This is a genomic window from Streptomyces sp. NPDC017529, from assembly GCF_044329785.1.
In the GTDB taxonomy this organism is placed as follows: domain Bacteria; phylum Actinomycetota; class Actinomycetes; order Streptomycetales; family Streptomycetaceae; genus Streptomyces.
The window spans coordinates 97,467-123,600 of the sequence record NZ_JBIRJY010000002.1 but is presented as its reverse complement, the minus strand read 5'-3'; the positions used below and the strand labels follow the sequence as shown (position 1 = coordinate 123,600).

Below are 26,134 nucleotides of genomic sequence, written 5' to 3'. Positions count from 1 at the left end.
GGACCGAGGGACCGCCCATGGCCACCAGCCGTGCCACCAGCCGCCTGCTCCGCACCGCCGGTACCGCCCTCACGGCCGCCGCCCTGCTCGTCTCCGGCTGCTCGTCGGGCGGCCGGTCGCCCGCCGCGTCCACCGGACAGCCGACGAACAGCCGTACGGGGCCGGGCGACGCCGGCCGCGACGCGGCGACCGCCACCCTCAAACCCCTCCCGGCCACCGTCCCCGCCACCCTCCGCCCGTACTACGACCAGCGGCTGGCCTGGGGCGAGTGCGACATCGTCGGCTTCGAATGCGCGACGATGAGGGTGCCCCTCGACTACGACGCCCCGAGCGCCGCCACCGATCTGAAGCTGGCCGTCTCCCGCAAGAAGGCCACCGGGCCCGGCAGCCGCATCGGCTCCCTGCTCGTCAACCCGGGCGGCCCCGGCGCCTCGGCGATCGGCTACCTCCAGCAGTACGCGCCGCAGCCCGACGCGGTCCGCGCGCGCTACGACATGGTGGCCGTCGACCCCCGCGGCGTGGCCCGCAGCGAACCGGTCACCTGCCTGTCCAACGCCCAGATGGACGACTACACCCGTATCGACCAGACCCCCGACTCGGACGCCGAGGTCGACCGCCTCACCAGCGCCCTGCGCGGCTTCGCCCAAGGCTGCCGCACCCGCTCCGGGGCCCGCCTCGGCCACGTGTCGACCGCCGAGTCGGCCCGCGACATGGACGTCCTGCGCGCCGCCCTCGGCGACGAAAAGCTCACCTACGTCGGTGCCTCCTACGGCACCTTCCTCGGCGCGACCTACGCCGGCCTCTTCCCCTCCCGTGTCGGCCGCCTCGTCCTCGACGGCGCCACGGACCCCTCGCTGTCCGCCCGCACGATGAACCGCGACCAGACCGCCGGCTTCGACACGGCCTTCACCGCGTTCGCCGAGGACTGCGCCAAGAAGCGGGACTGCCCGCTGGGCACCGGCGGCCCCGAAGAGGCAGGCCGCCGCCTGAGCGCCCTCTTCAAGAAGCTCGACGCCCACCCCGCGCCGACCGGCGGCCCCCGCCCCCTCACCGAGTCCCTCGCCACCAGCGGTGTGACGGCCGCCATGTACGACGAGGGGGCCTGGCCCGTCCTGCGCGCATACCTGGCCCAGGCCCAGAAGGGCGACGGCCGCGGCCTGCTCGGCCTCTCCGACGCCTACTACGAACGCGACCCGGACGGCACGTACGCCAACCAGATGTTCGCCAACCCGGCCGTGAACTGCCTCGACTTCCCCGGCTCCTTCACCGGCCCCGACGAGGTGCGCGCCGCCCTGCCCGCCTTCCGCAAGGCGTCCCCCGTCTTCGGCGAGAGCTTCGCCTGGGCCGCCCTGAACTGCGCCTACTGGCCGGTCAAGCCCACCGGCGCCCCCCACCGCATCACCGCCGACGGAGCCGCCCCGATCCTCGTCGTCGGCACCACCCGCGACCCCGCCACCCCGTACCCCTGGGCCCGCTCCCTCGCCTCCCAGCTCTCCTCCGCCACCCTCCTCACCTACGAGGGCGACGGCCACACCGCCTACGGCCGCGGCAGCGACTGCGTCGACACCGCCATCAACACCTACCTCCTGGAAGGCACACCCCCACCCGCCGGCAAGCACTGCTCCTGACCCCCGCAAACCCGGTCCGGACCACCCCTAACCGATGTGTAGACTGGGCTCCGCACCACGCCGCCTTAGCTCAGTCGGCCAGAGCGACGCACTCGTAATGCGTAGGTCAAGGGTTCGATTCCCTTAGGCGGCTCAGCGTGAAGCCCAGGTCACACCACGTGTGACCTGGGCTTTTGTGTTCGGTGGAAGTGTCGGGGCCGCGGCCCCGCCCCCGCGGGGACGCTCCGCGGCGCGAGGTCGGCATACGTATGATCGATCATTCAGGTGTGGATCAGGGCAGGCTCGGCGTGCCGACGAGGCCTGGACGTACCTGTGCACCGTGCCGGCGACAGGGGGAGTAGCGACGCGATGGTGTCCGGAGGCATGGCGCCGGGTGTGGCGCTCGGCGTCGGGGGCGAGGGGGTCGTGGAGCCCGTCATCGCCGCGTATGCCGAGGCGTTGCGGGCGGTGTCCAATCCGCTCGTGCTGGACGCGAAGCTGTGGCAGGGGTGTGAGCGGCAGGCCCGCGCGATCGTCGCGGACTGTCTGCGGTCGCTGGCGGGGGAGGGCGCCGAGGGCGGGCGCGGAGGACTGGAACGGCACGGTGGCCGGCACGGGGGCGACGGAGTAGCCGCCGGCCCGGAGCTTGTCGCTCACGTCCGCCAGGTGGCCGGTCGTACCGGCCAGCATGGTCTGGCGCTTGGAGTTGACCGCCGCGATCGCCACATCGCCCGTCAGGTAGGGGCTCAGCTCCTCCGCGCCGCCGACCACCGCGATCATGCCGCCGGCCGGGGCGTCGCGCAGGCAGCCGACGCGCTCGTCCACCATCCGAACGGCATCGGCCAGGTCGATGACCCCGGCGAGCACCGCGCCGACCAGTTCCCCGGCGCTGTGCCCGAGCACCGCGGCGGGGCCCGCGCCCCAGCTCTGCACCATCCGGCCGAGCGCGTACTCCACGGCGAAGAGCAGCGGCTGGGCACGGCCCGGGGCGTCGATGCTCGCGTCGGGGGCTTCGCTGAGCCAGTCGGCGCGCACCGCGTGCCCGGCGTCGCCCAGCAGGTCCAGGACGGCGTCGGCGGACTCGGTGAAGACCGGGTCGTGGCGGTAGAGGCCGGCGGCCATCCGTGCTGGGAGCCCTGCCCGGGGAAGAGCAGCGCGACCGGGCGCGGTGCGCCGCCCTCACCGGCGGGGAACTGTTGTGTCAGGGACATCCGAACTCTCCTTGATGTGGCCGGTCAGCCGGCGTCGGGGCGTACGACGACGGCGCAGCCGACGCTCCCGTCGGCACCGAGCGAGGTGAGCACCGCGGCGCGCTCCCCTTCGGTACCGGTGGCGGGGTCCTGCCAGCGGGCCAGCACGGCGGCCAGCTGAAGTGCGCCGCCGGCCCCGTTGGTCTCGCCGATCACGGGCTGGACGGCGAGCCGGCACGGCTCGGCGCCACCGGCGAAGGCGGTGCGCAGGGCCCGTTCCTCGACCGCGCCCCAGCCGCGCCGTCCCGCCGCGCCGGGCGCCACGACGGCCACGTCCTCGTACGCCACCCGGCTGCGCAGCAGCGCGGCCCGTACGCAGTCCGCGAGCCGCCGGGCCGCGTGGAGCGGTCCCCTGGCGGGGTCGGCGAAGCCGGTGTCGCAGGCCAGCAGCCGGGCGAGCGGGCGGACGCCCGTGTCCGTCGTGCCGGCGGGTTGCAGGGCGAAGACCGCGCCGCCCTCGCCCAGCGGTATGCCGGGCTTGAGCGCCCCGGACCGGTGCCAGGCCCAGGCGTTCTGTGCCGACAGTTCCTCCACGGCGCCGTCAGCAGCCGCTGGGCATGGCCGCCCAGCAGGGTGTTAGGGGCGTAGCGGAAGGCGTGCAGGGCGGCCAGCGGGCCGCCGGAGACCGTGGCGTTGACGCCGGTGAGTCCGTGCCGGATGGCCGCACGGCCTGCCGCGGCGTTCATCAGCGTGCCGGGGAAGTGGGAGGGGTTGACGAAGTAGGGCGCCTCCTGGACGAAGGTGTCCCGGGTGAACTCGCCCCAGGCGCGGGCGCTGCCGACGGAGCTGCCGAGCACCACCCCGTCTGGTCGACGGGCAGTCCGGCGCCTTGCCCGGCGAGCGCGTCCAGCGTCACCGTGCAGGCTGCCACGGCGAGCTGGTCGGTCCTGGTCAGTCCCCTGAGCCCCTTGCGTCCCAGGATCTCGGCCGGCTGCGGGCCCGCCACCGGCCTGGTCTCCACCGGGAGCGAGTGCCGGGCGCCCGCCAGTTCGGCCCCGGGCAGCGTGGCCGGGTCCGCCGACGCTCCGGCGGACCGCCCGGACAGCGCCGCCGCCAGCGGCTCCAGGCCCTGGCCCGCCGCGCTGAAGACCGCGCAGTGGACGATGTCCACCGCGGGCACGGCGGGCAGCGCGGGCGCCGCCGGGGTGGTCGTGGCTGTCATGGTGTTCATACGACGGCGTCTCCGAAGATCATTACGGCGTTGTTCCCGCCGAAGGCGAAGCCGTGGTTCTCCACCACCCGCGGCTTGTGGTCCCGCGAGTCGACCGGTACGCAGTCCAGGCCGTCGCCGAGAGCCGGGTCCACGGTCCGTACGGTCGTACTCGCCGGCAGGAAGCCCTCGTGCAGTGCGGCGCAGCACACCACCGCGCCGAACGCGGCGGCCGCGCCCATGGTGTGGCCGAGCATCGACTTGACGGAGCTGATCGGCGGTACGCGCTCGCCGAACGCCTCTCGTACCGAGGCGACTTCGGCGGAGTCGTTGGCGGCGGTGCCGGTGCCGTGCGCGCAGATGTAGTCCACCTCGTCCGGGGTGATCCCGGCGTTGCGGTGGGCCCGGCGGATGCACTCGGCGATGGACGGGGCCGCCTTCGGCGGCGGCGGCCGCGGCCTGAAGGTCGCCCGCACCCTCGAAGAGGTCCCCGAACTCTACGACTCCGCCGTCCGCGAGGCCGTCGCCGCCTTCGGCCGCGGCGAATGCTTCGTCGAGCGCTACCTCGACCGGCCCCGGCACGTGGAAACCCAGTGCCTGGCCGACCAGCACGGCAACGTCGTCGTCGTCTCCACCCGCGACTGCTCGCTCCAGCGCCGCCACCAAAAGCTGGTGGAGGAGGCCCCCGCCCCCTTCCTGACCGAAGAGCAGAACGCCGAGCTCTACCGCGCCTCCAAGGCCATCCTCAAGGAAGCCGGCTACCAGGGCGCCGGCACCTGCGAATTCCTCGTCGGCCAGGACGGCACCATCTCCTTCCTGGAAGTCAACACCCGCCTGCAGGTCGAACACCCGGTCACCGAAGAGGTCACCGGCCTGGACCTGGTCCGCGAGATGTTCCGCATCGCCGACGGCGAAGCACTCGGCTACGACGACCCGCCGGTCCGCGGCCACTCCTTCGAATTCCGCATCAACGGCGAAGAACCCGGCCGCAACTTCCTGCCCGCCCCCGGCACCGTCACCACCTTCGACGCCCCCACCGGCCCCGGCGTGCGCCTGGACGCCGGCGTGGAAGCCGGCAGCGTCATCGGCCCCGCCTGGGACTCGCTGCTGGCCAAGCTCATCGTCACCGGCGCCACCCGCCAACAGGCCCTCCAGCGCGCCGCCCGCGCCCTGGGCGAATTCACCGTCGACGGCATGGCCACCGCCCTGCCCTTCCACCGCACCGTCGTCCAAGACCCCGCCTTCGCCCCCGAACTGACCGGCTCCACCGAGCCGTTCACCGTGCACACCCGCTGGATCGAGACGGAGTTCGCCAACGACATCCAGCCGTTCGCCGCACCCGGCACCGACGAAGCCCAAGCCGACACCCGCGAGACGGTCGTCGTCGAGGTCGGCGGCAAACGCCTGGAAGTCTCCCTGCCCGCCTCGCTGGGCATGCCGCTGGCCCGCGCCGCGGTCGCCGGCGGCGCCAAGCCCAAGCGCAAGGCCGCCAAGAAGTCCGGCTCCGCCGCCTCCGGCGACACCCTCGCCTCCCCCATGCAGGGCACCATCGTCAAGATCGCCGTCGAGGAAGGCCAGCAGGTCGCCGAAGGCGACCTCGTCGTCGTCCTGGAAGCCATGAAAATGGAACAACCGCTCAACGCCCACCGCTCCGGCACCATCAAAAACCTGACCGCCGAACTCGGCGCCTCCCTCTCCTCCGGCGCCGCCATCTGCGAAATCAAGGACTGAAACGCCGACCGAAAGCCCGAAACAAGGCCTGACCAGGGCAAACCTTGAGCGAGTCCGGGGTGGCTCCGGCGACACCTACGGACGAAGGCACGCCGTGAACCCATAAGATCTTTTTCCCGTGCCAACTACGAGAACACCCGAAAAATCCCAGTCAATACCTCTATCTCTCCTCCTGTGCCTCACCGAGGCCAGGCCCTCCGTGCAGATCATCTTTCTGCTGCGCTTCTCGACGGCATTCCTGCTGGCGGGGCCGGCGACAACGGCCGCCTCTCCCCGGAGCGGGCCAAGGTGATCGCCTGGGGCCTGGCCGTCCTGGCCCTGCTCCTCGCGGCACTCGGCCCGGTGCCTTGCCTCACCGCGCTCGTCGCTGCCCAATTCCTCTCGGGCTACGCCTATTCGGCACCTGGCATAGCCCTGAAACGCCGCACCTCCACCGCCGTGCTCTGCATCCTGGCGCTCGGCGGCCTGACCTTCGCCGCGGGCTGGGCCTGTGCCGGCGGTGGGAACCGTGCCACCCTGCCGGTGCTGGTCTTCGGCACCGTGATGACCCTGTGGATGGGGGCGGTCGGCGCCATGGTGAAAGACCTGTCCGACCTGGTGGGAGACGCCGCGGCCGGCCGGCGTACGGTGCTCGTCCGGTGGGGCGAGCGGCGCGCCCGGATGATCTGCGCGACCAACCCCCTCGTCCTCGGCGCGGCCTACACCGCCGCCGCCACCGCCGTCCCGGTCCTCCTCCCCTCCGCGCTCCTCCTTCTGTGCGGCGCCCTGGCCACGGCCGTCCTGACCGTCACCACGTCCTCCAGCGAGCCCCGCAGCCGCAGCCGGCTCCCGTACCGGGCCTTCATGATCACGCAGTACGCCGCTTGCACGGCAGCCTTCTGCTGCGCCCTCGCACGGTGACACCAGCCCGGTCATGGGGCTACCGATCCTGCGCGTCCAGTTGCCCGGTCGCGATGGCGCGCAGGGCTTCGCAGTGGTCGGTGAAGGCTTGGCGGCCGTCGGCGGTGATGGAGAGCCAGGTACGGGGGCGTTTGCCCACGTAGCCCTTGGTGACTTTCACGTAGCCGGCGGCTTCCAGGACGCTGATGTGCTTTCGTCCTGCTCGGCCGGCTGATGTGGACAGCGGCATGATCATGGCGTTCCTGCCGGGGACGCCCAGCGGTACGTCCGCAGCTTGTTCCGGGATCTCGGGCGGGCGCTGGGTGACGGACCCCGGCCGCTGCCCCGGCTCGCGGCCGACCGCGAGACGCCGAACGGGATCAATGAGCGAATCCGCACGACCTGGTTCGACTCTGCGAACGCGGGCGCGCTCAAAGAGGCGCTCGACGCGCTCCTCGCGGACCTCAAGTGGCGCCGACCGGGTTCAGTACTGACCGCACTGACGCAATTTTTTCGCGTTAAGGTGGAAGGGTGAGTGGCAGTGCGAGCGAGAGTTCCGGGGCAGCGGCCAAGGGAAGCAAGAAGGCGGCCCGCCCCGGAGGGCGCAGCGCGCGGGTGCAGGAGTCGGTGCACCGGGCCGTGCGGGAGCTGATCACCGAACGCGGACGCGACGGGCTGACGGTGCCAGTGATCGCGGCACGCGCCGGGGTGACGCCGTCGACCGTGTACCGGCGGTGGGGCGACCTTCAGGAACTGCTGTCCGACGTGGCGGTGGAGCGGCTGCGGCCCGAGGGGCCGCCGGAGGATCACGGGTCGCTCCGTGCCGATCTCGCCGCCTGGGCCGAGGCGTTCGTCGAGGAGATGGCGTCCCCGCCCGGACGTGCGTACATCCGTGACGCGCTGGCGGGGGACCCGGACGGCGGCAATGCCGGGCAGTGTTCGGACTACGCGGCCGACCATGTGCGGATCGTTCTGGAGCGGGCCGCCGGCAGGGGCGAGGCGGTGCCGGGGCTGGAAGAGGTCATGGATCACGTGGTGGCGCCGATGATGTACCGGATCCTGTTCCGCCAGGGGCCGCTGCCGTCGGGCGGGCCGGTGGGCGCGGAGTACGCGCGGGGGCTGGTGGACAGGTTGCTGGCGGGCCTGGCCGTGGGCGGCTGAGCGCCGCACGGCGGCCCGAGCATGTCATCAGGAGCGTGTCGGCGGGTTCCGGGCTCGTTACAGGGGAGCCAGCGCGGGCGCGTGGTGGCCGGTGGTCTCATAGGCGTGGGCGAGCTGGAAGAGGGTCGGTTCGGACAGGGGGCGGCCGATCAGCTGCATGCCGATGGGCAGGCCCTGGTCGTCGAGGCCGACGGGCAGGGAGAGGGCCGGGAAGCCGGTGAGGTTGGCGGGGGCGGAGAGGCGTACGTAGGCGTCGGAGACCGGTTCCGTGGAGCCGTCGGGCCAGGTGAAGGACGGCTGGCCGGAGCGGGCGGCGGTGGCGGGGACGGTCGGTGCGGCGATCGCGTCGATGCCGTCGGCGCCGTCCGTACCGTCGAAGAGGGACAGCCACGCCTGGTGCATGAGGGTGCGGGTGCGCTGCGCGCGGATGTAGTCGGTGGCGGGGACGAACTCGCCCGCCTCCAGGAGGGTCCGTACGTCCTCGGAGTACAGCTCGGGAGCGGCCCGCAGCGTGTCCTGGTGGTACGCCGCGGCCTCCGGCACCATCAAGCCCCACTGGGCGGCATGGACGTACTCCGTCATCGGTACGTGTACGGGCACGGCGGTGGCGCCGAGCGCGGTGAGCGCGCCGACGGCGGCGCGGACCGCGGCCGCCACCTGGGGCTGTACGCGGTCGAAGTAGTAGGCCGTGGGGATGCCGATGCGCAGTCCTGACACGGAGGCGCCGAGGTTGCGGGTGTAGTCCTCGCGGGGGTGGTCGAGGGACGCCGGGTCGCGCGGGTCGTGCCCGGCGAGCGCCTGGAGGACCAGCGCGGCGTCGCCTGCCGTACGGGTGAGCGGGCCCACATGGTCCAGTGACCACGCCAGGGAGGTCACGCCGTGCCGGGGGATCAGGCCGTACGTCGGTTTCAGGCCGACGACGTGGTTGAGGGCGGCGGGCACGCGGATCGAGCCGCCGGTGTCGGTGCCGAGCGCGAAGGTGGCCGTGCCGGCGGCGACGGCGGCCGCGGAACCGCCGCTGGAGCCGCCGGCCACGTGCTCGGGCGACCAGGCGTTACGGGTCTGCGGGGTGATCAGGCCGAAGGCGAACTCGTGGGTGTGGGTCTTGCCGATCAGCACCGCGCCGGCGGCGCGCAGCCGCTCCGTCACGGCGGCGTCCGCGACGGCCACGTGTCCGGCCCGTACCCGGGAGCTCGCCGTGGTCGGTACGCCGGCGACGTCGATCAGGTCCTTCAGCGCCACGGGGACGCCGTGCAGCGGGCCGCGGTGGCGCCCGGCGGCGATCTCCCGTTCGGCTTCGCGGGCGGCACGCAGCGCGGCCTCGGCGGTCACCGTCACGTAGGCGCCGGACTTGGGGTCCACGGCGGCGATGCGGTCGAGGAGGGAGGTGGTGAGTTCGACGGGGGAGAGGGAGCGGTCCGCGATGAGGCGGGCGGCTTCGGTGAGGGTGAGCCGGTAGGCGGAGTTCACGGGGTCGTCCTAGGGGTGGGGGCGGGCGCGGGGGTGAAGGCGGTGGCGGGGAAGGTGTCGCCCAGGGGCAGGCGGCGCAGGGTGCCGAGGACGGTGTCGATGGCGTTCACGGTGGCCGTGACGTCGGGCAGCCGGCCTGCGGGGAGCGGCAGTTCGGCCCGGAGGGCGAGGCGGGCGATGTCCTCGGGGGTCAGGGATGGCGCGGAGGGGGCGGGCGGGGTGGGGTCGTGGCTGGGCACAGGGTCTCCGTACGAGGTGGTGGGGCTGGGGGGCTTCCTGGGGCGGGAGGGGCGCCCCTGCGACAACAAAAGCTAAGGCTTTGCGTTTGGTGAGCGTAGGGGGCTAGGGTCGCTAAACGCAAATGTTTCGCTTTTGCCGGTGCGGCAGTTTCCGTGCCCGGCCCGTACGGAGGTCCCTATGCCCAGCCGTTCCGCGACCGCCTGGCAGATCGGTGACATCGTCGTGCACCGGATCGACGAACTGGTGCTGCCGCCCGAGACCGGCGCGTGGCTGCTCCCCGGGGCCACCCCCGGCCTCGTCGCCGAAGTGCCGTGGCTGCAACCGTCGTTCGCCACCCCCGACGGCACCCTCAGGGCCGCCGTGCACACCTTCGCCCTGGAGATCGGCGGGCTGCGCGTGCTGGTCGACACCGGCATCGGCAACGGCAAGACCCGCGCGAACGCGGCCTGGCACCAGCTCGACACGCCGTACCTGCAACGACTCGCAGCTGCCGGATTCCCGCCCGAGAGCGTCGACTACGTGATCAACACCCACCTCCACGCGGACCACGTCGGCTGGAACACCCGGCGCTCCGAAGGCGGCGGCTGGGTGCCGACGTTCCCCCGCGCCCGGTACCTGACCGCACGCGCGGAGTACGCCTACTGGTCCGGCGTCGACATGGAGGAGAGCCGCCGCCAGATGTTCCGCGACTCGGTCGAACCCGTACGGGAGCACGGCCTGCTGGACCTGATCGACGTCACCGCGCCCGGCACCGAGGTCGTCCCGGGGCTCACCCTCGTACCGGCGCCCGGCCACACGCCGGGGCAGAGCGCGGTCGCGCTGCACAGCCGGGGCGAGTCGGCCCTCATCACCGGGGACTGCGTGCACCATCCCGTGCAGCTGGCCCACCCGGAGCTGTGCAGCAGTGTCGACATCGACCCCGAGGAAGCCGTCAGAACGCGCAGGCGGCTGCTCGACGAGGCAGCCAGAACCGACGCGTTGGTGCTCGGCAGCCACTTCGCGGCGCCGACCGGCGGGCTGGTGCGGCCGGGCGCGGACGGTGCGGACGAGGGGGCGTACCGGCTGGTGACCGAGGGCTGAGAAGCAGGTCCGCGGGGCCTGTGATGCCCTTGGGGAGCCGGGGTGCGGGTGGGAGAATGCCCGCGCCGGCGTTCGGCGTTGACCTTCCTCGTGCCGTACGGGCCGACGGGCCCTGCGCGTTGGGCTGCGGCGCCGCTTCGTACGGCGCGGGAACAGCGGCAACGGGAAGGCAGGACAGCACATGACGGCGCCCCGGCGTGGTTTCGCGGACTACCAGTACGAGATCTACCTGAAGGGCCTGGAGGACCAGACCCCGCCGTTCACCACCGACCTCGCCGCCCTGGAGGACGCCGCCCGCGACCGGATGGGCCCGCGGCCCTACGGGTACGTCGCGGGCGCGGCCGGCACCGGCGCCACCGCGCGGGCCAACCGCGCCGCGTTCGACGCGCACCGCATCGTCCCCCGGATGCTGCGCGACGCCACCGAGCGCGACCTGCGCACCACCGTGCTCGGCAGTGAACTGGCCGCCCCGGTGCTGCTCGCCCCCATCGGCGTACAGACCATCGTGCACCCGGACGGCGAGCGGGCCACCGCCCGCGCGGCCGCGGCGGCCGGGGTGCCGATGGTGCTGAGCACCGCCGCCTCGCACACGATCGAGGAGGTCGCCGAGGCCAACGGGGACGGGCAGCGCTGGTTCCAGCTGTACTGGCCGCACGACGACGAGGTGACCGTCAGCTTCCTGGACCGCGCCCGCGCGGCGGGGTACACGGCCCTGGTCGTCACGCTGGACACCTGGCAGCTCGCCTGGCGCCCGCGCGACCTGGACCAGGCGTATCTGCCGTTCATCCGCGGCAACGGCGTGGCCGTCCCGTTCTCCGACCCGGTCTTCCGCTCCCGCCTGGAGCGGTCCGTCGAAGAGGACCCGCGGGCCGCCGTCCTGAAGTGGCTGCCGATGTTCAGCGGGCGGGCGCACACCTGGGACCGGCTGCGTTTCCTGCGCGAGCACTGGGACGGGCCGATCGCCCTCAAGGGCATCGTGCACCCCCAGGACGCGCGCCGGGCCGTCGAGGCGGGCATGGACGGCATCGTGGTCTCCAACCACGGCGGGCGCCAGGTGGACGGGGCGGTGGCGGCGCTCGACGCGCTGGCCGACGTGGTGGCCGAGGTCGGCGGCGAGACGGAGGTGCTGTTCGACTCCGGCGTCCGCAGCGGCGCGGACGTGCTGAAGGCGCTGGCCCTGGGCGCGCGAGCGGTGCTGCTCGGCCGCCCGTACGTCTACGGCCTGGCCCTCGGCGGCGAGGCCGGGGTGCGGCACGTCGTACGCGGGCTGCTCGCGGACCTCGACCTGACGATGGGGCTGGCGGGCTGCGCGAGCGTCGCCGGGGTGGGGCCGGAGCTGCTGCGCTGACCGGAGGAACGGGGTGGCGGCGGCCCGGCCGCTTTCGGGGCCCGCCGTACCGCCGCGCGCCGGGGCGTGCGCTCCCCGGCGTGTTGGCCCCCGCATGGCGGCACCACTGAATGCTTAAGGGCATATCGGGGCAAGGCTCTCCAGTCGTTGCAGTCTGCGGTGGGCGTGCCCCGGGAGGCCCCTCGATGAACCAGAGATCGTTCCGTATCGCGGCGGCCGCCGGGTGCGCCCTGCTGGTCGCGGCCGCGGGGCCGGCCTGCACGGGCACCGCGCACGCCGCCTCGCCGGTCGGCCTGGCGACGGCCCCCCTGGCCGGCGCCGTGCGGTTCCCCTGGCTCGTCGGCCCGGTCGTCGTGGCGCACCGCGGCGCCTCGCGGGCGGCGCCGGAGAACACGCTCGCCGCGGTGGACGCGGCCGAGCGGCAGGGCTTCAAGTGGGTCGAGAACGACGTGCAGCAGACCCGCGACGGCAAGCTGGTGGTGATGCACGACGCCACGCTCACGCGTACCACCAACGTCAAGCGGGTGTTCCCCCAGCGCGCGCCTTGGCGGGTACGCGACTTCACGGCCGCCGAGATCGCGCGGCTGGACGCCGGAAGCTGGTTCGGCAAGGGCTTCGCGCGCGAACGCGTCCCGACGCTGCGCGAGTTCCTGCGCCGGATGGACGAGCACGACCTGCGGCTCCTGCTGGAGATCAAGAATCCGCAGCTGTACCCCGGCATCGAGGCGCGCATCGTCAAGGAACTGTCGGCGGCGGGCTGGCTGGACCGGCACCACGTACGCCGCCGGCTGGTGGTGCAGAGCTTCGGCGCGAGCAGCGTGCGGACGGTGCACGGGCTGGTGCCCGCGGTGCGGACGGGGTTCTTGGGGAACCCGCCGCTGAACACCCTGCCGTCGTACGCGCGCTACGTCGACCAGATCAACCCCCAGCTGTCCAAGGTGGATGCCCGGTACGTGGCCGCCGTCCACCGGCTGCGCGGCGCGCACGGCCACCGGCTGGAGGTCTTCGCCTGGGACGTGCCGCTGCGGAACCACCTGAGTATCGCCTCCGCTTACGGGTTCGACGGGGTCATCGTCTGAGGGCATTCGTACCGGGGGCATGCGGTTGAGCGGCTGCGTCTGAGGGCTGCTCCTGAACGCCGTTCCTGAGGGCCGCGCCTGAGGAAGGGCCCGGCCACAGCCGTGCGCCGAGGCGCACGAGCCGCTTTCCGGCCCGCCCGCCGCTGCCATGACAGGATGGCCGGTCGTGACGATACGGGTGCTGATCGCGGACGATCAGGAGATGGTCCGCCGGGGACTGCGGCGGATACTGGAGAGCCAGCCGGACATCGAAGTCGTGGGCGAGGCGGCCGACGGCGTGGCGGCCCTGGAGGCGGCCCGTACGCTGCGGCCCGACGTGGCGCTCGTCGACATCCGCATGCCGCGGATGGACGGCCTGGAGGTCACCCGCCGACTGGCCGGCACCGGCCCGGCGGAGCCGGGGGACGACGCCCTGCCCAAGGTCAGGGTCGTCGTCGTGACCACCTTCGACCTCGACGAGTACGTCTACCCCGCCCTGCGGCACGGCGCCTGCGGCTTCCTGCTGAAACGTTCCGGTCCGAGCCTGCTGGTGGAAGCGGTCCGCGCGGCCGTCGCGGGGGACAGCCTGATCAGCCCCTCGATCACGGTCCGGCTGCTCAAGCACGTCACCGTCGCCCGGCCCGCCGCGCCGCGCGCCCTGGAGGCGCTGACCGAGCGCGAGACCGAGATCGCCGGACAGGTCGCCGCGGGTTTGACCAACGCCGACATCGCCCGCGAGCTGTTCATCTCGGCGGGCACGGTCAAGACCCACGTAGCCAGCATCCAGCGCAAGCTGGGCGTACGGAACCGCGTCGGAATCGCGGTGCACGCCTGGGAGATGGGGTACGCGGGGCGGGAGCGAACCCAGTGGTGAAGGGGGCAGGGAGCGCGACGGCTCCGGACGCGGGCACCCCTCCCGTAACGGTTCCGGACGCGGGCGCCCCTCCCGTAACGGCCCGTCGGCTGAGCTGGTGCGCGGCCCTGGCGCTGCTGGTCCTGCTTCCGCTGCCGCTCGGCAGGGAAGGGCTCGCGTTCGACGCCTTCGTCACGGCGGTGCCGGCCGCCGTGGCGGCGTTCGCCGCGCCGATGCGCTGGCCGTGGGGGCGGATCACGCTCACCACCGCCGTGACCACGGTCGCCGCCTTGTCCCTGGCCGCCGACTTCTTCTACCGCGGGCCGAAGGACTATGCGGCGCTGTGGGAGACGGCGGAGATCCCGGCACTGCTGGTGCTGGCGGGGCGGCAGATCCGCCGGGAACCGGCCCGGCAGGCCGCGGTCGGCGGCTTCCTGGCGGTGGCCGCCTTCGTCCTGCTGCCGCTGCGCTTCCTGAACGCCGAGCCGTCCGTGAAGGGCGGCGCGGTCGTCGTGGTGAGCGCGCTGGCGCTGTTCCTCGCCGTGGGCGCGGCCGGAACCGGCCTGTACCTGCGCGCGCAGGACGACCGCCGAGCCCGTGCGGTGGCGCGGGCGATGCGTGACCAGCGCCTCGAAGTCGCCGGTGACCTGCACGACTTCGTCGCGCACGAGGTGACGGGCATCGTCTTGGAGGTGCAGGCCGCGCGGGTCGCGGAGTACGACAGGGAGCAGACGGCGGAGCTGCTGGCACGGTTGGAGGAGGCGGGGCTGCGCGCCCTGGATTCGATGGACCGTACGGTACGGACGCTGCGCGCCCCGGAGAGCCGCGGGGCCGGTGACCGGCGCACGGCCGCGGAGGGGCGGGGACGCCCGGAGGCCGCCGACGAGGGCGAGCTGCCGCCGACCCGCCTCCACGGGCTGGCGGACCTGGCCGGGATGGTCGAACGGTTCGCCGCGACCGGCGGCGGACGGGCGGGCGGAGGAGACGGCGGCGAGGCCGTCGGGAGCCGTACGAACGGCACCGGCGTCCGCGTCACCCTCGGCATGGACGACAGCCTGCCGGGCACGCTGCCCCGCGCCATCGAGGACGCCGTGCACCGCGTGGTGCTGGAGGCCCTGACCAACATCCGCCGGCACGCGGCCGGCGCCGGACGGGTGGACGTGGAGGTCGTGCGGGCTCCGGCCGACGGCGAGCCGGCGGTCTCGGTGACGGTCACCGACGACGGCGGCGGGCGCCCCTCGGGCCCACTGGGCCTGCCCGCCAGGAACGGCGGCGGCACCGGCCTCGCGGCGCTCACCGCCCGTGTGGAGGCGCTCGGCGGCACTCTGGCGTGCGGCCGGTACGGGCCCGGCTGGCGGGTCAGCGCCGTCCTCCCGGCCACCTGACCCCTTCTCCGGCGCTCCCACAGAATCCGCCGCGATACCCACCCCGATCTCTGCCGCAATCCCTGCCGCAATATCTGCCGAACGGCAGATGTGGCCCGACCCGTGAACGCCGATCCTCGACATGTGCAGCCAACCCGCACTTCGGAGGATCGATTCCGGTGGTCTCTCGCAGGACACATACCCGCAGCAGCAGCGCGGCCCCGCTCAGGGCGGGCGGCCGTACGGCCATGGTCCGTATCGCGGCGGCCTGTGCCGTCGTCCCCCTGGGCATAGCGCTCACCGGCTGCTCCGTGGACGCCAAGAGTGCCGAGCCGGCGGTGAAGACCTTCGCCTTCGACGGGCGGACGCTGGACGTGAAGACCCACGAGATACCGGCTGACCTGGTCGTCACCGACCGCAAGGACATCAGGGTCACCCGCTGGTTCGACGCGAAGAGCGGGAAGAAGCGCCTGCGATGGGAACTCAAGGGGGACACGCTCGACTTGGAGGCCGGGTGCAGCGGGCTGGCGATCTGTGACGCCCGCTTCAAGGTCGAGGTGCCGCGCGGTGTGACCGTGCTGCGCGACGGAGCCAAGACGGATCTGCGGGGCCAGGACCGGCCACGCGACAAGGGACAGGCCCGCTCATGACCACCCTCGAACTCCTCGGCGTCAGCAAGGTCTACCGCGGCGGCAAGCAGGCGGTGGACGGCCTGACCCTCCGGCTGGGTCCCGGCCTGCTGGGCCTGCTCGGGCCCAATGGCGCGGGCAAGTCGTCCCTGATGCGCATCGCCGCGACGCTCACCCGGCCCACCGCGGGGCAGCTGCTCTTCGACGGCCAGGACGCGGTGCGGCGCCCCGAGCCGCTGCGCGCCGCCCTCGGCTACCTCCCGCAGGACTTCGGCGTCTACCCGAACCTGACGGCGCGCGAATTCCTGGCGTACCTCGCCGCCGCCAAGGGCGTGCCCGCGGCCCGCGCCCGTACCCGCATCGGCGAACTGCTCGAACTGCTCAACCTGACCGAGGCGGGCAAGCGGCCGCTGGGCGCGTATTCGGGTGGCATGCTGCGCCGGGTCGGCATCGCGCAGGCGCTGCTCGCCGACCCGAAGGTGCTCATCGTCGACGAGCCGACGGCCGGGCTGGACCCGGAGGAACGGGCCCGGCTGCGCACTCTGCTCGCCGGGCTGGCCATGGAGCGCGTGGTTCTGCTCTCCACCCACATCGTCTCCGACATCGAGTCGGTGGCCGGGGACATCGCCGTCGTCGCGGGCGGCCGGCTGCTGTGCCGGGGCACCCCGGAGGAACTGCTCGCGCAGGTCGCGGGGCAGGTGTGGGAGGTGTCGGCCGCCCCGGGGGACGTACCGGCGGTGCAGGCGCGGCACACCGTCAGCCGGATGGTCCGTACGCCGGGGGGCGTACGGGTCCGGCTGCTGTCGCCGACGCGGCCGTACGAGGGCGCGGTGCCGCTGACGCCCGACCTGGAGGACGCCTACCTCGCGGCGGTCGGCGCGGGCGGCGTCCGATGAGCCCGCGCACGCTCGGCGGCCTGGCGCTGGCCGACTTCCGCGACCGGGTGCGCCGTCCCGCGTACGCCGTGACACTGCTGGCCGCGGTCGGCCTGGGCTACCTCGCCGTGCCGCAGCCCGGTTCGCACTGGGTCATCCTCCAGATAGGCGACTTCCGCGGCACGTACAACAGCGCGTACGTCGGCGTGGCCACCGCCCTCGCGGCGGCGCTGTGGCTGCCGCTGGCCGGGTTCTACGTCGTACGCAACGCGCTGGCCAGGGACGAGCGTTCGGGCGTGGGCCGGCTGCTCGCGACCACACCGCTGCGCACCACGGGGTACTTCGCGGGCAAGCTGCTGAGCAACGTCCTGGTGCTCGCCTCGATGCTGGGTGTGCTGGCGGTGACCGCGCTGGTCATGCAACTGGCGCGCGGTGAGTCGTACGCCGTCGACCCGCCGGCGCTGCTGAAGCCGTTCGTACTGGTCGCGCTGCCGCTGATGGTCGTCACGGCGGCGGCGGCGCTGCTGTTCGAATCGACACCGGTGCTGCGCGGCGGGGTGGGCAACGTCGTCTGGTTTTTCGTCTGGATGGTGCTGGTTTTGGGCGGGCAGCGGCCGCACGCCCCGCTCGGTGGCATCGGGATACACGGCGCCGTCGCCACGATGCGGGACGACCTGATCGCCCAACACGGCGCGCTCAGTGGCGAGTTCAGCCTCGGTTTCACCTACCTGGAACAGCCGCTGCGTACCTTCGTGTGGCACGGCTTCACCCCTGAGCGGGAGTTCGTGCTGAGCCGGGTGGCGGTCGTCCTCGCCGCCGCGGCACTGGCGCTGCTGCCCGCCCTCTGGTTCGGCCGCTTCGATCCGGCGTGCGGGGGAGCGCGCGGCACGAAGGCAGGCCGGGCGGCGCAGCCGGCCTCGGGGCACCCAGCCCCGGGGCCGGCCCTGCCCGGGACATCGGCCCCGGTGCCCGCCCCCGCCACACCCCTCCCGACCCTGGCCCTCACCGCCGCTCCACCCACCGCCGGTACCGGCTACCACCGCCTCCTCCTCGGCGAACTGCGCATCCTTCTCCAGGGAGCCGCCTGGTGGTGGTGGACCGGCGCGGCCCTCATATCCCTGGTCGGCTTCTGTGTGCCGACTTCCGGCATCGGCCGCGTGGTCCTGCCGCTGGCCTGGATATGGCCCGTACTGATCTGGTCCCGGCTCGGCACCCAGCGGCACGAGAACGGGGTGCAGGCCCTGCTCGGCAGTTATCCGGCAGCCAGACGCCGCGCGCTCGCCGAATGGACGGCGGGCCTGGCGCTCACCGCTGTCGTCGGGTGCGTACCGCTGCTGCGCCTGGCGATGGCGGGGGAGTGGCAGGGCGTGGCCGCCTGGATGGGCGGGGTGCTGTTCATACCCTCCCTGGCCATGGCGCTGGGCTCGCTCTCCCGTACCCACCGGCTCTTCCAGGCCCTGTACCTGCCGCTCTGGTACAGCGTCTTCAACGGCCTGTCGTTCCTCGACTACATGGGAGCAACCCGGCCCGAGGGGCAGCCGGCCGCGCTCTCACCCGTACTCGTCGCGGCGCTCGCGGCCCTGCTGCTGGCCGGAGTGCTGGCCGCGGCGGGCCCGCTGCGCAGGACCCCGGCCGTCTCGTAGGGTCACAGGGGCGGCACTCCGCCGGACGTACGCACGGAAGCCGCCCCAGGGCGCAGAAGGAGCAGAGGAACGACCATGGCCGACACCGTCTGGGGCGGGGCACAGCTGGACCTCGACGCGTACCTCGCACGCATCGGGTACGAGGGCGAGCGCGTGCCGACACTCGCCACACTGCGGGAACTGCACGCCCGGCACGCCGCCGCGTTCTGCTTCGAGAACCTGGAGATCGTCCTCGGCCGGCCGGTCCTGCTCGACCTGAAGTCCCTCCAGGAGAAGATGATCGGCCGCCGCCGCGGCGGCTACTGCTACGAGCAGAACCTGCTGTACGCGGCCGCCCTGGACCGCCTCGGCTTCGCGGTCTCGGGCCTGGGCGCCCGCATCCGCATGGGCGAGACCAAGATCCGCCCGGTCACGCACGCGCTGCTGAAGGTGCGGCTGGACGGCGAGGACTGGATCACCGACGTCGGTTTCGGCGGCGAAGCGCTGCTGGAGCCGGTGCCGCTGCGCGACGGCGTCGAGGTCCGCCAGGGCGGCTGGACGTTCGGCCTGGTCAGGGAGGGGACGGACGGCACCTGGGTGCTGCGCTCGCGGCACGAGGACGGCTGGTTCGACCTGTACGCCTTCGGTCCCGAGGCCCGCTACCCGGCCGACTACGGCGTCTTCAACTACTACATCTCCACGCACCCGCGCTCGCCGTTCACCGGCCGCATGGTGGTCCAGCAGCCGGGCCCCGATCTCCGCCGCACCCTGATCGGCACGGAGCTGACACTGACCCGCGCCGACTGGTCCCGTGAGGTGCGCCAGGTGCCGGCCGACGGTATCCCGGCCGTACTGGCGGCGGAATTCGGGCTCGTACTGGACGAGCGGGACGCGGCCGACCTGGTGGCACTGCACGGGGAACAGCCGGTGGCGTAGGGCCGGGCACCCGGCCGGCGGCGCGCGGCAGACCGTACCGGCCGGGCGCCCGGCGGACGACAGACCTAACGGACGGCAGCCCTAACGGACGACTGCGAACCCCTCGATCTCCACCAACGCCGCCTCGTCCCACAGCCGGGTCGCGCCGATGACCGCCATCGCCGGGTAGTCGCCGCCGACCAGCCGCTTCCAGACCCGTCCGATGGCCGCGGCGTTGCGGCGGTAGTCGGCCACGTCCACGGCGAAGACGGTGAGCTTGGCGAGGTCGCCGGGGCCCGCTCCGGCGGCCGCCGCCGCGGTCAGGAGGTTGACCAGCGCGCGTTCGAACTGCTCGACGACGCCGTCGCCGACGATCCGGCCCGCCCCGTCCAGCGCGGTCTGCCCGGCCAGGAAGACGACCGTGCCGGGCGCGGCCCGCACCGCATGGCTGAACCCGGTAGGCGGTGACAGCTCGGGCGGATTCACCCGTACGAAACCGCCTGGCGTCTCCGTGCCCGGTTCCCGTCGTCCGCTCATGTCCGGTGTGCCCCCTCCGTAGCCAACTCGTACCGCAGTCCCAGAGATTGCAACGCGTCCCGCTCCCGCCGAGTCTATGGCGTGGCTACGGCCGGGCCCGGCGCGCGGCGGCCGTTTCCCGATGCTCAGACCGGATCACGCGGGGCCGCATCGCGACCGTCTCCCCGCACGGCTGGCGCCCTGGCCGGTCAGCCCCGCTCCCCGTGCAGCGCGGCACGCAGCCGGCCGGTCCAGTGAGCCGTCGCGTCCCGCGCGAGCCGGGACTCGGGCGCGAACATCTCGAAGCCGTGCCAGGCCCCCGGAACGTAGTGCAGGGCGACCGGTACACCGGCGTCCGCCAGCCGGCGGGCGTACGCGAGGCCGGTGTCCCGCAGCGGATCGAGGCCGCAGACGACTGCCGAGGCTGCGGGCAGGCCGCGCAGGTCGGCGGCGCGGGCCGCCGCGGCGTACGGGTACGCGCCGGCCCCCTCCGGCAGGTAGTGCCGCCAGCCCTGCCGCACGAACGGCCCGTCCGGAAGCCGCGGGTCCGCGTCCGCCGGCGTCGGGCCCGTACCCACCGAGTCGTCCAGGTCGGGCACGACCAGAGCCTGGTGCACGAGGGCCGGGCCGCCCCGGTCGCGGGCCATCAGGGCGACGGCGGCGGCGAGGCCGCCCCCGGCGGAGTGCCCGCTGACCGCCAGGCGCGCGGAGTCGACACCGAGCGCCGCGGCCTGCTCCGCGGTCCACTCCACAGCGAGATAGCAGTCCTCGGCCGCCGCGGGACAGCGGTGCTCCGGAGCGAGGCGGTATTCCACCGAGACGACCGCGGCCCTTACCTCGCGGACGAGTTCGATCGCCGTACGGTCCTCGCCCGGCGGTGCCTGCCCGAACGTGTATCCGCCACCGTGGAAATGCACCACCGCCGGCAACGCCCCCGGCACGTCCGCCGGCCGGTACACCTCGACGGCCAGCGCGGAACCGTCCGGCCGCGACACCGCGAACCGCTCGCTCACCACGCCCCCGCGGTCCGCGGGAAAGTGGCGGGCCAGCGCGTGCAGCCCGGCACGGGTGCCCTCGATGTCGGCATACGGATCAGCGAGCGGAGGCAACCGCTCCAGCACCGGCGCCAGCTCAGGATGAACGTACACAGCACCCCTCCTTCACTCACCCCACCCCGCCTACCCCACCCCCGCCCCTCTCACTTCGCATCCGCATAACACTCCACCACCGCCGTACTGAACGGAAACCGCACCGGCGTCTCACCGAACGCGATACGCCCCGCCAGGTCCGCCGCCTCCGCGACAACCCCGGCCACCGTCTCCGCCTCCTCCTCCGGAGCGTGCACGATCACCTCGTCGTGCTGGAAGAACACCAACTCCGCCCGGAGCGGCGCCAGCGAACGGCGCAGCGCCGCCAACATCAGCAGCGCCCAGTCGGCGGCGCTGCCCTGCACCACGAAATTCCGGGTGAACCGCCCGCGCGCCCGCGCCCCCGACGTACTGCCGTACGCCGGCACCTCCTCCTGCGGCAGCCCCGCCTCGTCGGGCGGCGCCACGGAGACAGGCGGACAGGTACGCCCCAGCCACGTCCGTACGAGCCGCCCCTCCTCGCCCGCCCGCGCCGCCGCGTCCACGTACTCCACCGCGTCCGGATACCGCCGCCGCAGATCCGCCATGTGCTTCAGCGCGTCCCCCGACGTCTGCCCGTAAACGGCCCCCAACAGCGCCAACTTCGCCTGCAAACGATCACCTCCGAACGCCCGCGCCGCCAGATCCGCATACAGGTCACGCCCGCTCCCCGCCACCTCCATCAGCCCCCGGTCCCGCGACACCGCCGCCAGCACCCGCGGCTCCATCTGCTCGGCATCGGCGACCACCAGACGCCAGCCCGGATCCGCCACCACGGCCCTGCGCACCACCTTCGGAATCTGCAACGCACCACCGCCGTTGGTGGTCCACCGCCCCGACACGGTGCCCCCGGGCAGATACTCCGGCCGGAACCGGCCCTCGTGCACCCACTGCTGCAACCACGCCCACCCGTGCGCCGTGTGCAGCCGGTACAGCCGCTTGTACTCCAGCAACGGCGCCACCGCCGGATGCCGCACCTCCTGCAACTCCCACTTACGCGTCGAACGCAGCGCGATCCCGGCACCGGCGAACGCCTTGACGATCTCCGCCGGCAGGTCGGGACGCACCCGCACGCCCTCCCCGAACGCCCGCGACACCTCCTCGGCCAGCTCCGCCATACGCCGCGGCTCCAACCCACCCGGATACCGCTCGCCGAGCAGCTCGTCCAACAGCTCCCGGTGCACGTCCGCCCGCCACGGCAGCCCGGCCCGGCGCATCTCCGCGGCCACGAGCATGCCGGCCGACTCCGCGGCCAGCAGCAACCGCATCCGGCCCGGGTGCGCCGTCTCCTCCGTACGCGCCACCTGCCCGGCGTACACCTCCAGCAGCGCCGTGAACTCGTCCACCCCCGGCGGCAGCGGAACCGGGCCCGGCTCGAACAGCGACGGCTGCGTCTCCGCGCCACGCACGGGCGGATCGTCGGGCACCGGCAGCCCGTGCAGCCGCGCCCACGCCGCGGCGAGCGACCGCGGCTGGCCCGACTGCCCCTCCTCGTGCCCGATCAGCAGCGCCTCGGCGGCCTCTACGTCGTAACACCGCTCGACGCGGGTGCCTGCGGCGAGCAGTTTCCGGTAGGTCTCGTGGGTGTTCCGCCACACCCAGCGCTCCGCGGTGGGGTGCGCGCGGACGGCCTCCACCACGTTCCGCGCCCGGACCGTGGCCCCCACGGGCCGCCCCGTCTCGTCCACGGCGCACGCTCGCGCGCCACCGTCTTCTGTTTCCCCGACAACCCACCGCATACGGTCAGCTTTGCATCGGCCACTGACATGGTCGCGCGGTGCGCGCTGTCGCGCGGGGCCCCGGCCCCGCCACCCACCGGGCCGAACGTGCAAAACGCGCGCCAGCGCGAACCAGGCGAGCGGGAAAACCGCCCGCGCAGCGGGCTTGCGTCAACTGGAGACGCTGGCCGGTTATGGCCCCTTCCCGCCCCGCCCCACCGGCGGGAGAATGCGCCCGCCAACCTGCTCCGCACTACCACGCGCCCCCACCACCCACGGCAGACGAGGGAGTCGCCCATATGGCCATCGCGCACCGCGCCATCGGTTCCGGACCGAACCCGGTGATCGTTCTTCACGACTGGTTCGGAACCTCGGCCAGCTGGGGCTCCGTCCTGGATTTCCTGGACCGGGACGCCTTCACGTACGTCTTCCTCGACTGCCGCGGCTACGGCGACCGCAAGTACGTCCCGGGCCGCTACGACCTGCCGGAGGTCGCCGGTGACGCGCTGGCCCTCGCCGACCAGCTCGGGTGGGAGCGGTTTTCGCTGGTGGGCCACTCGATGGGGGCGAAAGGCGCGCAGCAGGTGCTGGTCCGCGCGCCCCATCGGGTGAACCGTCTGCTGGGTCTCGCGCCCGTGCCGGCCGGCTCGTACCCGATGGACGAGGCGACGCGCGAGCTGTTCTACGGGGCGTCCACGGACCCGGCCAAGCGGCGCGCCATCATCGATCTGGTGACCGGCCACCGCACGAGCCGGGTGTGGCTGGACCGTATGGTCCGGCACTCGCTGGACATCTCCCGTGAGGAGGCGCACGCCGCCTATCTGGCCAGCTGGCAGCTGCTGGACCTTTCGGAGGCGGTCGTGGACGTCGTCAAGCGGCATCCGGTCCCCGTACGGGTTGTCGTCGGCGCCTACGATCTCGCGCTGACCGCCGATCTGATGCGGCAGACCTGGCAGCAGTGGTATCCGCAGGCCGAGATCGTCACGCTGGAGGGGTCGGGTCACTATCCGATGCACGAGGCCCCGGTGGCGCTGGTCACCACGATGGAGGAGTTCCTCCGCGCCTGACCGCCCGCCGGAACCGGGCCCGCCGCGCCCGTACCTCCAACCTCTGCCAGCATGGCTTCGTACCGCCCATACCGGAGCGAACGCGACAAAGGGCACGTGGCCGACGAAGCGAGGTGCGGGCATGCGGGTGGCGCTGGCGCAGACGGACTGCGCGCTGGGCGAGGTGGACACGAACCTCGCCACCGCGCGGGAGGAGGTCGAGAAGTCGGCGGAGCAGGGCGCCGACGTCGTCGTCTTCCCCGAGCTGAGCCTGCACGGGTACCACCTGGGCGCGCTGTCCCTGGATGCCTCGGTCGAGTCGCAGGACCAGCGGCTGCGCGACCTGAGCGTGCTCGGCCCGGACGTCCTCGTCGGTTTCCACGAGCACACGATGCTGCGCGCCTACAACACGGCCGCCTACTACGCGGGCGGCTCCCTCGTGCACACCCACCGCAAGCTGTACCTCCCGAACTACCTGGCCTGGGAGGAGCGCAAGCACGTCAGCCCCGGCCAGTCGCTGCGCGCGTACGACCTGGCCAAATCGCCCAGCGGCGGCCGCGGCGCGACGCTGGTCTGCAACGACGCCTGGCAGCCGGTCCTGCCCTGGCTCGCCGTCCAGGACGGTGCCGAGGTCTTGTTCATTCCCACCAACAGCGCCGCCAGCCTCGACCCGGAGGCCATGGACACCGGCTTGTACTGGGACACCCTGCTCTCCTACACGGCGCGCATGCTCCAGTGCTGGGTCGTCTTCGTCAACCGCGTGGGCAACGAGCACGGCGCCACCTTCTGGGGCGGTTCCCGCGTGGTGGATCCGCGCGGCACGGTGGTGGCGCAGGCGCCGAAGTGGGAGCCCGCACTGGTCACGGTGGACATCGACCCCTCGGAGGCACGCCGTCAGCGCCGCGCCGTCCCCCTGGTCGCCGAGGCCCGCCTCGGCCTGGTGGGCCGTGAAGTCCGCCGTCTGATCGACGAGGGCGGCGACAGCTGAAAGAGGGGCACGCTCGTTCGGGTGAAGAGTCACCCGGACGCCCGCGTGGTATCGCCTGAGGTGGCAGTGTCGCTCCGCACGAAGGAGGTCCCGTGGCATTGGCAGCCCCAGAGCGCAATCCGCACACGGTCGGTGACGAGGACACGGTCGCATCGATCGAGGACGCCTTCGAAGCGTTGAGCGCGGTAGCCCCTGAAGGGTGGCGCGTGGAGCTGATCGAGGGGGAAATCCACGTGGTGCCACCTGCCAACGGTGAGCATGAGGAGATCGTGTCCGAAGTCGCGGACCAGGTGGCCGGCCGCCGAAAGGACTCGAAGCTCCGCACCCGTACGGGGCTCGGCCTGAGGGTGCCGGGCGCCTCCCTCGCCGGGAAGGTCGTCCCCGACCTGGTGATCGCCCCGAAGGGCAGCTTCGGCGACACGTTGGAGTACCACGGCCCGGCACCGGTGAAGCTGGTCGGTGAGGTGACCTCGGAGTCAACCGCCCACAACGACCGCGGCCCGAAAATGCGGGGCTACGCGCGTGCCGGCATCCCCTTCTACCTGCTGGTCGACAGGGCTGCGGGCCAGGTGGTCCTTTACTCCGAACCCGCTGGGGAGAGGTACACCCGCGAGGCCGCGGTCGCGTTCTCGAAGACGATCACTCTTCCCGCCCCGTTCGACTTCGACATCGACACCGGCGAATTCTGAAGCCGCGGGCCACGGCCCGTCCCGGGGCCCCAACCCCGGGCCGGGCCGTCGGCGTGCGCTACCAGCTCGACTTCCGCACCCCCGGCAGGAACCCCGCGTGCGCCTGTTCGCGGAGTTTGACGCGGGAGAGGCCGAAGGCGCGGAAGTAGCCGCGGGGGCGGCCGTCGACGCTGTCGCGGTTGCGTACGCGGGTGGCGCTTGCGTCGCGCGGCTGGCGGGCGAGTTCGCGCCGGGCGGCGAGGCGCTCCTGTTCGGGGGTGTGCGGGTTGCGGATGACGGACTTCAGCAGGGCCCGCCGGGCGGCGTAGCGCGCCACCGTCGCGCGCCGCTTCTCGTTCTTCGCGATCTTGCTTGCCTTCGCCATCAGACCTTTTCCCCTCGTGCGCGGATGCGGGCGACGGCCGCCTCGATCCCGATCGTGTCCACGGTCTTGATCCCCTTCGCGCTGAGCGTGAGGCGGACGTGCCGGCCCTCGCTCGCCAGCCAGTAGCGCTTGCGCTGGATGTTGGGGTCGAAGCGGCGGGACGTGCGGCGGTGTGAGTGGGAGACGGAGTTGCCGAAGCCGGGTTTGCGGCCGGTGAGCTGGCAGTGGGCGGACAAGGTCAGAACCTCCTAATGAAAATGGAAACCATTTCTGTATAGTAGCGCCCATGGCCCGCAACGAACTACGACCCGTGATCAAGCTCCGGTCCACCGCCGGCACCGGCTACACGTACGTCACCCGCAAGAACCGCCGTAACGACCCCGACCGGCTGGTGCTGAAGAAGTACGACCCGGTCGCCGGCCGGCACGTCGACTTCCGAGAGGAGCGCTGAGCA

Annotated in this window: 28 protein-coding genes, 1 tRNA gene and 2 pseudogenes; 19 read left to right on the top strand and 12 right to left on the bottom strand. The window is 73.0% G+C overall.

Going from position 1 to position 26,134, the window contains the following annotated elements; all coding sequences use genetic code 11:
* The first annotated feature begins 17 nt into the window (after nucleotides 1–17).
* Nucleotides 18–1,628 carry an alpha/beta hydrolase gene (locus ACH4K4_RS04185; RefSeq protein ID WP_398164684.1) on the top strand — a complete coding sequence of 537 codons (1,611 nt, stop codon included), beginning with the start codon at nucleotides 18–20 and terminating at the stop codon, nucleotides 1,626–1,628.
* A 59-nt stretch (nucleotides 1,629–1,687) separates the two neighbouring features.
* Nucleotides 1,688–1,761, top strand: a tRNA-Thr gene (locus tag ACH4K4_RS04180).
* Here ACH4K4_RS04180 and ACH4K4_RS04175 read toward each other — a convergent pair.
* From ACH4K4_RS04175 to ACH4K4_RS04160, 4 genes are all read right to left on the bottom strand, one after another.
* Nucleotides 1,761–2,729 (bottom strand): acyltransferase domain-containing protein, encoded by a 969-nt coding sequence (locus ACH4K4_RS04175; protein WP_398164683.1) that lies wholly within the window; start codon nucleotides 2,727–2,729, stop codon nucleotides 1,761–1,763. The two genes, ACH4K4_RS04180 and ACH4K4_RS04175, sit on opposite strands and share 1 nt — an antisense overlap.
* Before the next feature lie 113 nt (nucleotides 2,730–2,842).
* Nucleotides 2,843–3,391: a hypothetical protein gene (locus tag ACH4K4_RS04170; protein ID WP_398164682.1), complete on the bottom strand. Its 549-nt coding sequence runs from the start codon at nucleotides 3,389–3,391 to the stop codon at nucleotides 2,843–2,845.
* 151 nt (nucleotides 3,392–3,542) lie between these two features.
* A complete protein-coding gene (locus tag ACH4K4_RS04165) occupies nucleotides 3,543–4,028 on the bottom strand; it encodes a hypothetical protein (RefSeq protein ID WP_398164681.1) in 486 nt (161 codons plus the stop codon).
* Complete coding sequence (locus ACH4K4_RS04160) at nucleotides 4,025–4,483, bottom strand: hypothetical protein (RefSeq protein WP_398164679.1); 459 nt, start codon at nucleotides 4,481–4,483, stop codon at nucleotides 4,025–4,027. The genes ACH4K4_RS04165 and ACH4K4_RS04160 overlap by 4 nt, the downstream gene beginning before the upstream one ends.
* Between ACH4K4_RS04160 and ACH4K4_RS04155 the strand changes: the two are divergent.
* Nucleotides 4,440–5,738, top strand: a pseudogene (locus tag ACH4K4_RS04155) (biotin/lipoyl-containing protein); the annotation flags it as partial. The gene ACH4K4_RS04160 and the pseudogene ACH4K4_RS04155 sit on opposite strands and share 44 nt — an antisense overlap.
* Nucleotides 5,739–5,912: 174 nt before the next feature.
* Nucleotides 5,913–6,638, top strand: coding sequence for a UbiA family prenyltransferase (locus tag ACH4K4_RS04150; RefSeq protein ID WP_398164678.1), 726 nt, complete (start codon nucleotides 5,913–5,915; stop codon nucleotides 6,636–6,638).
* Between the two features lie 19 nt (nucleotides 6,639–6,657).
* Here the strand turns inward: ACH4K4_RS04150 and ACH4K4_RS04145 are convergent.
* Nucleotides 6,658–6,822 (bottom strand): annotated as a pseudogene (locus ACH4K4_RS04145) (transcriptional regulator); the annotation flags it as partial.
* 90 nt (nucleotides 6,823–6,912) lie between these two features.
* On the opposite strand from ACH4K4_RS04145, the gene ACH4K4_RS04140 reads away from it, so the two are divergent.
* Entirely contained in the window at nucleotides 6,913–7,152 is a 240-nt protein-coding gene (locus ACH4K4_RS04140; RefSeq protein WP_398164677.1) for a hypothetical protein, read from the top strand.
* The gene (locus tag ACH4K4_RS04135; protein WP_398164676.1) at nucleotides 7,149–7,778 is read left to right on the top strand and encodes a TetR/AcrR family transcriptional regulator; all 630 of its coding nucleotides are present in this window, start codon (nucleotides 7,149–7,151) and stop codon (nucleotides 7,776–7,778) included. The genes ACH4K4_RS04140 and ACH4K4_RS04135 overlap by 4 nt, the downstream gene beginning before the upstream one ends.
* A 57-nt stretch (nucleotides 7,779–7,835) precedes the next feature.
* Here the strand turns inward: ACH4K4_RS04135 and ACH4K4_RS04130 are convergent, their stop codons facing one another.
* Nucleotides 7,836–9,248, bottom strand: a complete 1,413-nt coding sequence (locus ACH4K4_RS04130; protein WP_398164674.1) for an amidase — start codon at nucleotides 9,246–9,248, stop codon at nucleotides 7,836–7,838.
* Nucleotides 9,245–9,487 carry a hypothetical protein gene (locus ACH4K4_RS04125; protein ID WP_398164673.1) on the bottom strand — a complete coding sequence of 81 codons (243 nt, stop codon included), beginning with the start codon at nucleotides 9,485–9,487 and terminating at the stop codon, nucleotides 9,245–9,247. Before ACH4K4_RS04125 ends, ACH4K4_RS04130 begins: the two co-directional genes overlap by 4 nt.
* Before the next feature lie 178 nt (nucleotides 9,488–9,665).
* On the opposite strand from ACH4K4_RS04125, the gene ACH4K4_RS04120 reads away from it, so the two are divergent.
* The 9 genes from ACH4K4_RS04120 to ACH4K4_RS04080 all read left to right on the top strand — a co-directional run bounded on the left by ACH4K4_RS04120 (nucleotide 9,666) and on the right by ACH4K4_RS04080 (nucleotide 19,253).
* Nucleotides 9,666–10,568, top strand: coding sequence for an MBL fold metallo-hydrolase (locus ACH4K4_RS04120; protein ID WP_398164671.1), 903 nt, complete (start codon nucleotides 9,666–9,668; stop codon nucleotides 10,566–10,568).
* Nucleotides 10,569–10,749: 181 nt separating this feature from the next.
* Nucleotides 10,750–11,916 carry an alpha-hydroxy-acid oxidizing protein gene (locus tag ACH4K4_RS04115; protein WP_398164670.1) on the top strand — a complete coding sequence of 389 codons (1,167 nt, stop codon included), beginning with the start codon at nucleotides 10,750–10,752 and terminating at the stop codon, nucleotides 11,914–11,916.
* Between the two features lie 185 nt (nucleotides 11,917–12,101).
* Nucleotides 12,102–12,995: a glycerophosphodiester phosphodiesterase gene (locus ACH4K4_RS04110; RefSeq protein ID WP_398164668.1), complete on the top strand. Its 894-nt coding sequence runs from the start codon at nucleotides 12,102–12,104 to the stop codon at nucleotides 12,993–12,995.
* 166 nt (nucleotides 12,996–13,161) lie between these two features.
* A complete protein-coding gene (locus tag ACH4K4_RS04105; RefSeq protein ID WP_398164666.1) occupies nucleotides 13,162–13,848 on the top strand; it encodes a response regulator in 687 nt (228 codons plus the stop codon).
* A complete protein-coding gene (locus ACH4K4_RS04100) occupies nucleotides 13,842–15,212 on the top strand; it encodes a sensor histidine kinase (protein WP_398164665.1) in 1,371 nt (456 codons plus the stop codon). Before ACH4K4_RS04105 ends, ACH4K4_RS04100 begins: the two co-directional genes overlap by 7 nt.
* 158 nt (nucleotides 15,213–15,370) lie before the next feature.
* Nucleotides 15,371–15,841: a hypothetical protein gene (locus tag ACH4K4_RS04095; protein WP_398164663.1), complete on the top strand. Its 471-nt coding sequence runs from the start codon at nucleotides 15,371–15,373 to the stop codon at nucleotides 15,839–15,841.
* Entirely contained in the window at nucleotides 15,838–16,716 is an 879-nt protein-coding gene (locus ACH4K4_RS04090; RefSeq protein ID WP_398164662.1) for an ATP-binding cassette domain-containing protein, read from the top strand. Before ACH4K4_RS04095 ends, ACH4K4_RS04090 begins: the two co-directional genes overlap by 4 nt.
* Complete coding sequence (locus ACH4K4_RS04085) at nucleotides 16,713–18,338, top strand: hypothetical protein (protein ID WP_398164660.1); 1,626 nt, start codon at nucleotides 16,713–16,715, stop codon at nucleotides 18,336–18,338. The genes ACH4K4_RS04090 and ACH4K4_RS04085 overlap by 4 nt, the downstream gene beginning before the upstream one ends.
* Nucleotides 18,339–18,413: 75 nt before the next feature.
* Nucleotides 18,414–19,253: an arylamine N-acetyltransferase gene (locus tag ACH4K4_RS04080; protein WP_398164659.1), complete on the top strand. Its 840-nt coding sequence runs from the start codon at nucleotides 18,414–18,416 to the stop codon at nucleotides 19,251–19,253.
* Between the two features lie 81 nt (nucleotides 19,254–19,334).
* Here the strand turns inward: ACH4K4_RS04080 and ACH4K4_RS04075 are convergent, their stop codons facing one another.
* From ACH4K4_RS04075 to ACH4K4_RS04065, 3 genes are all read right to left on the bottom strand, one after another.
* Nucleotides 19,335–19,769, bottom strand: coding sequence for a RidA family protein (locus tag ACH4K4_RS04075; protein WP_398164658.1), 435 nt, complete (start codon nucleotides 19,767–19,769; stop codon nucleotides 19,335–19,337).
* Nucleotides 19,770–19,957: 188 nt separating this feature from the next.
* A complete protein-coding gene (locus tag ACH4K4_RS04070) occupies nucleotides 19,958–20,896 on the bottom strand; it encodes an alpha/beta hydrolase (RefSeq protein ID WP_398164656.1) in 939 nt (312 codons plus the stop codon).
* A 50-nt stretch (nucleotides 20,897–20,946) separates the two neighbouring features.
* On the bottom strand, nucleotides 20,947–22,614 hold the full coding sequence (locus tag ACH4K4_RS04065; RefSeq protein WP_398164655.1) for a bifunctional 3'-5' exonuclease/DNA polymerase: 1,668 nt from the start codon (nucleotides 22,612–22,614) through the stop codon (nucleotides 20,947–20,949).
* 278 nt (nucleotides 22,615–22,892) lie between these two features.
* Between ACH4K4_RS04065 and ACH4K4_RS04060 the strand changes: the two genes are divergently transcribed.
* The 3 genes from ACH4K4_RS04060 to ACH4K4_RS04050 all read left to right on the top strand — a co-directional run bounded on the left by ACH4K4_RS04060 (nucleotide 22,893) and on the right by ACH4K4_RS04050 (nucleotide 25,316).
* Entirely contained in the window at nucleotides 22,893–23,660 is a 768-nt protein-coding gene (locus ACH4K4_RS04060; protein WP_398164653.1) for an alpha/beta fold hydrolase, read from the top strand.
* Nucleotides 23,661–23,781: 121 nt separating this feature from the next.
* Nucleotides 23,782–24,627, top strand: coding sequence for a nitrilase-related carbon-nitrogen hydrolase (locus ACH4K4_RS04055; RefSeq protein ID WP_398164652.1), 846 nt, complete (start codon nucleotides 23,782–23,784; stop codon nucleotides 24,625–24,627).
* Between the two features lie 92 nt (nucleotides 24,628–24,719).
* Entirely contained in the window at nucleotides 24,720–25,316 is a 597-nt protein-coding gene (locus tag ACH4K4_RS04050) for a Uma2 family endonuclease (RefSeq protein WP_398164650.1), read from the top strand.
* 58 nt (nucleotides 25,317–25,374) lie between these two features.
* On the opposite strand, the gene rpsN is transcribed toward ACH4K4_RS04050, so the two are convergent.
* Complete coding sequence (gene rpsN / locus ACH4K4_RS04045; RefSeq protein ID WP_398164648.1) at nucleotides 25,375–25,680, bottom strand: 30S ribosomal protein S14; 306 nt, start codon at nucleotides 25,678–25,680, stop codon at nucleotides 25,375–25,377.
* Nucleotides 25,680–25,916 (bottom strand): 50S ribosomal protein L28, encoded by a 237-nt coding sequence (gene rpmB, locus ACH4K4_RS04040; RefSeq protein ID WP_398164646.1) that lies wholly within the window; start codon nucleotides 25,914–25,916, stop codon nucleotides 25,680–25,682. The genes rpsN and rpmB overlap by 1 nt, the downstream gene beginning before the upstream one ends.
* 50 nt (nucleotides 25,917–25,966) lie before the next feature.
* Here rpmB and rpmG point away from each other — a divergent pair, with 50 nt between their 5' ends.
* Nucleotides 25,967–26,131 (top strand): 50S ribosomal protein L33, encoded by a 165-nt coding sequence (rpmG, locus tag ACH4K4_RS04035; protein ID WP_030019254.1) that lies wholly within the window; start codon nucleotides 25,967–25,969, stop codon nucleotides 26,129–26,131.
* Nucleotides 26,132–26,134 lie beyond the last annotated feature (3 nt).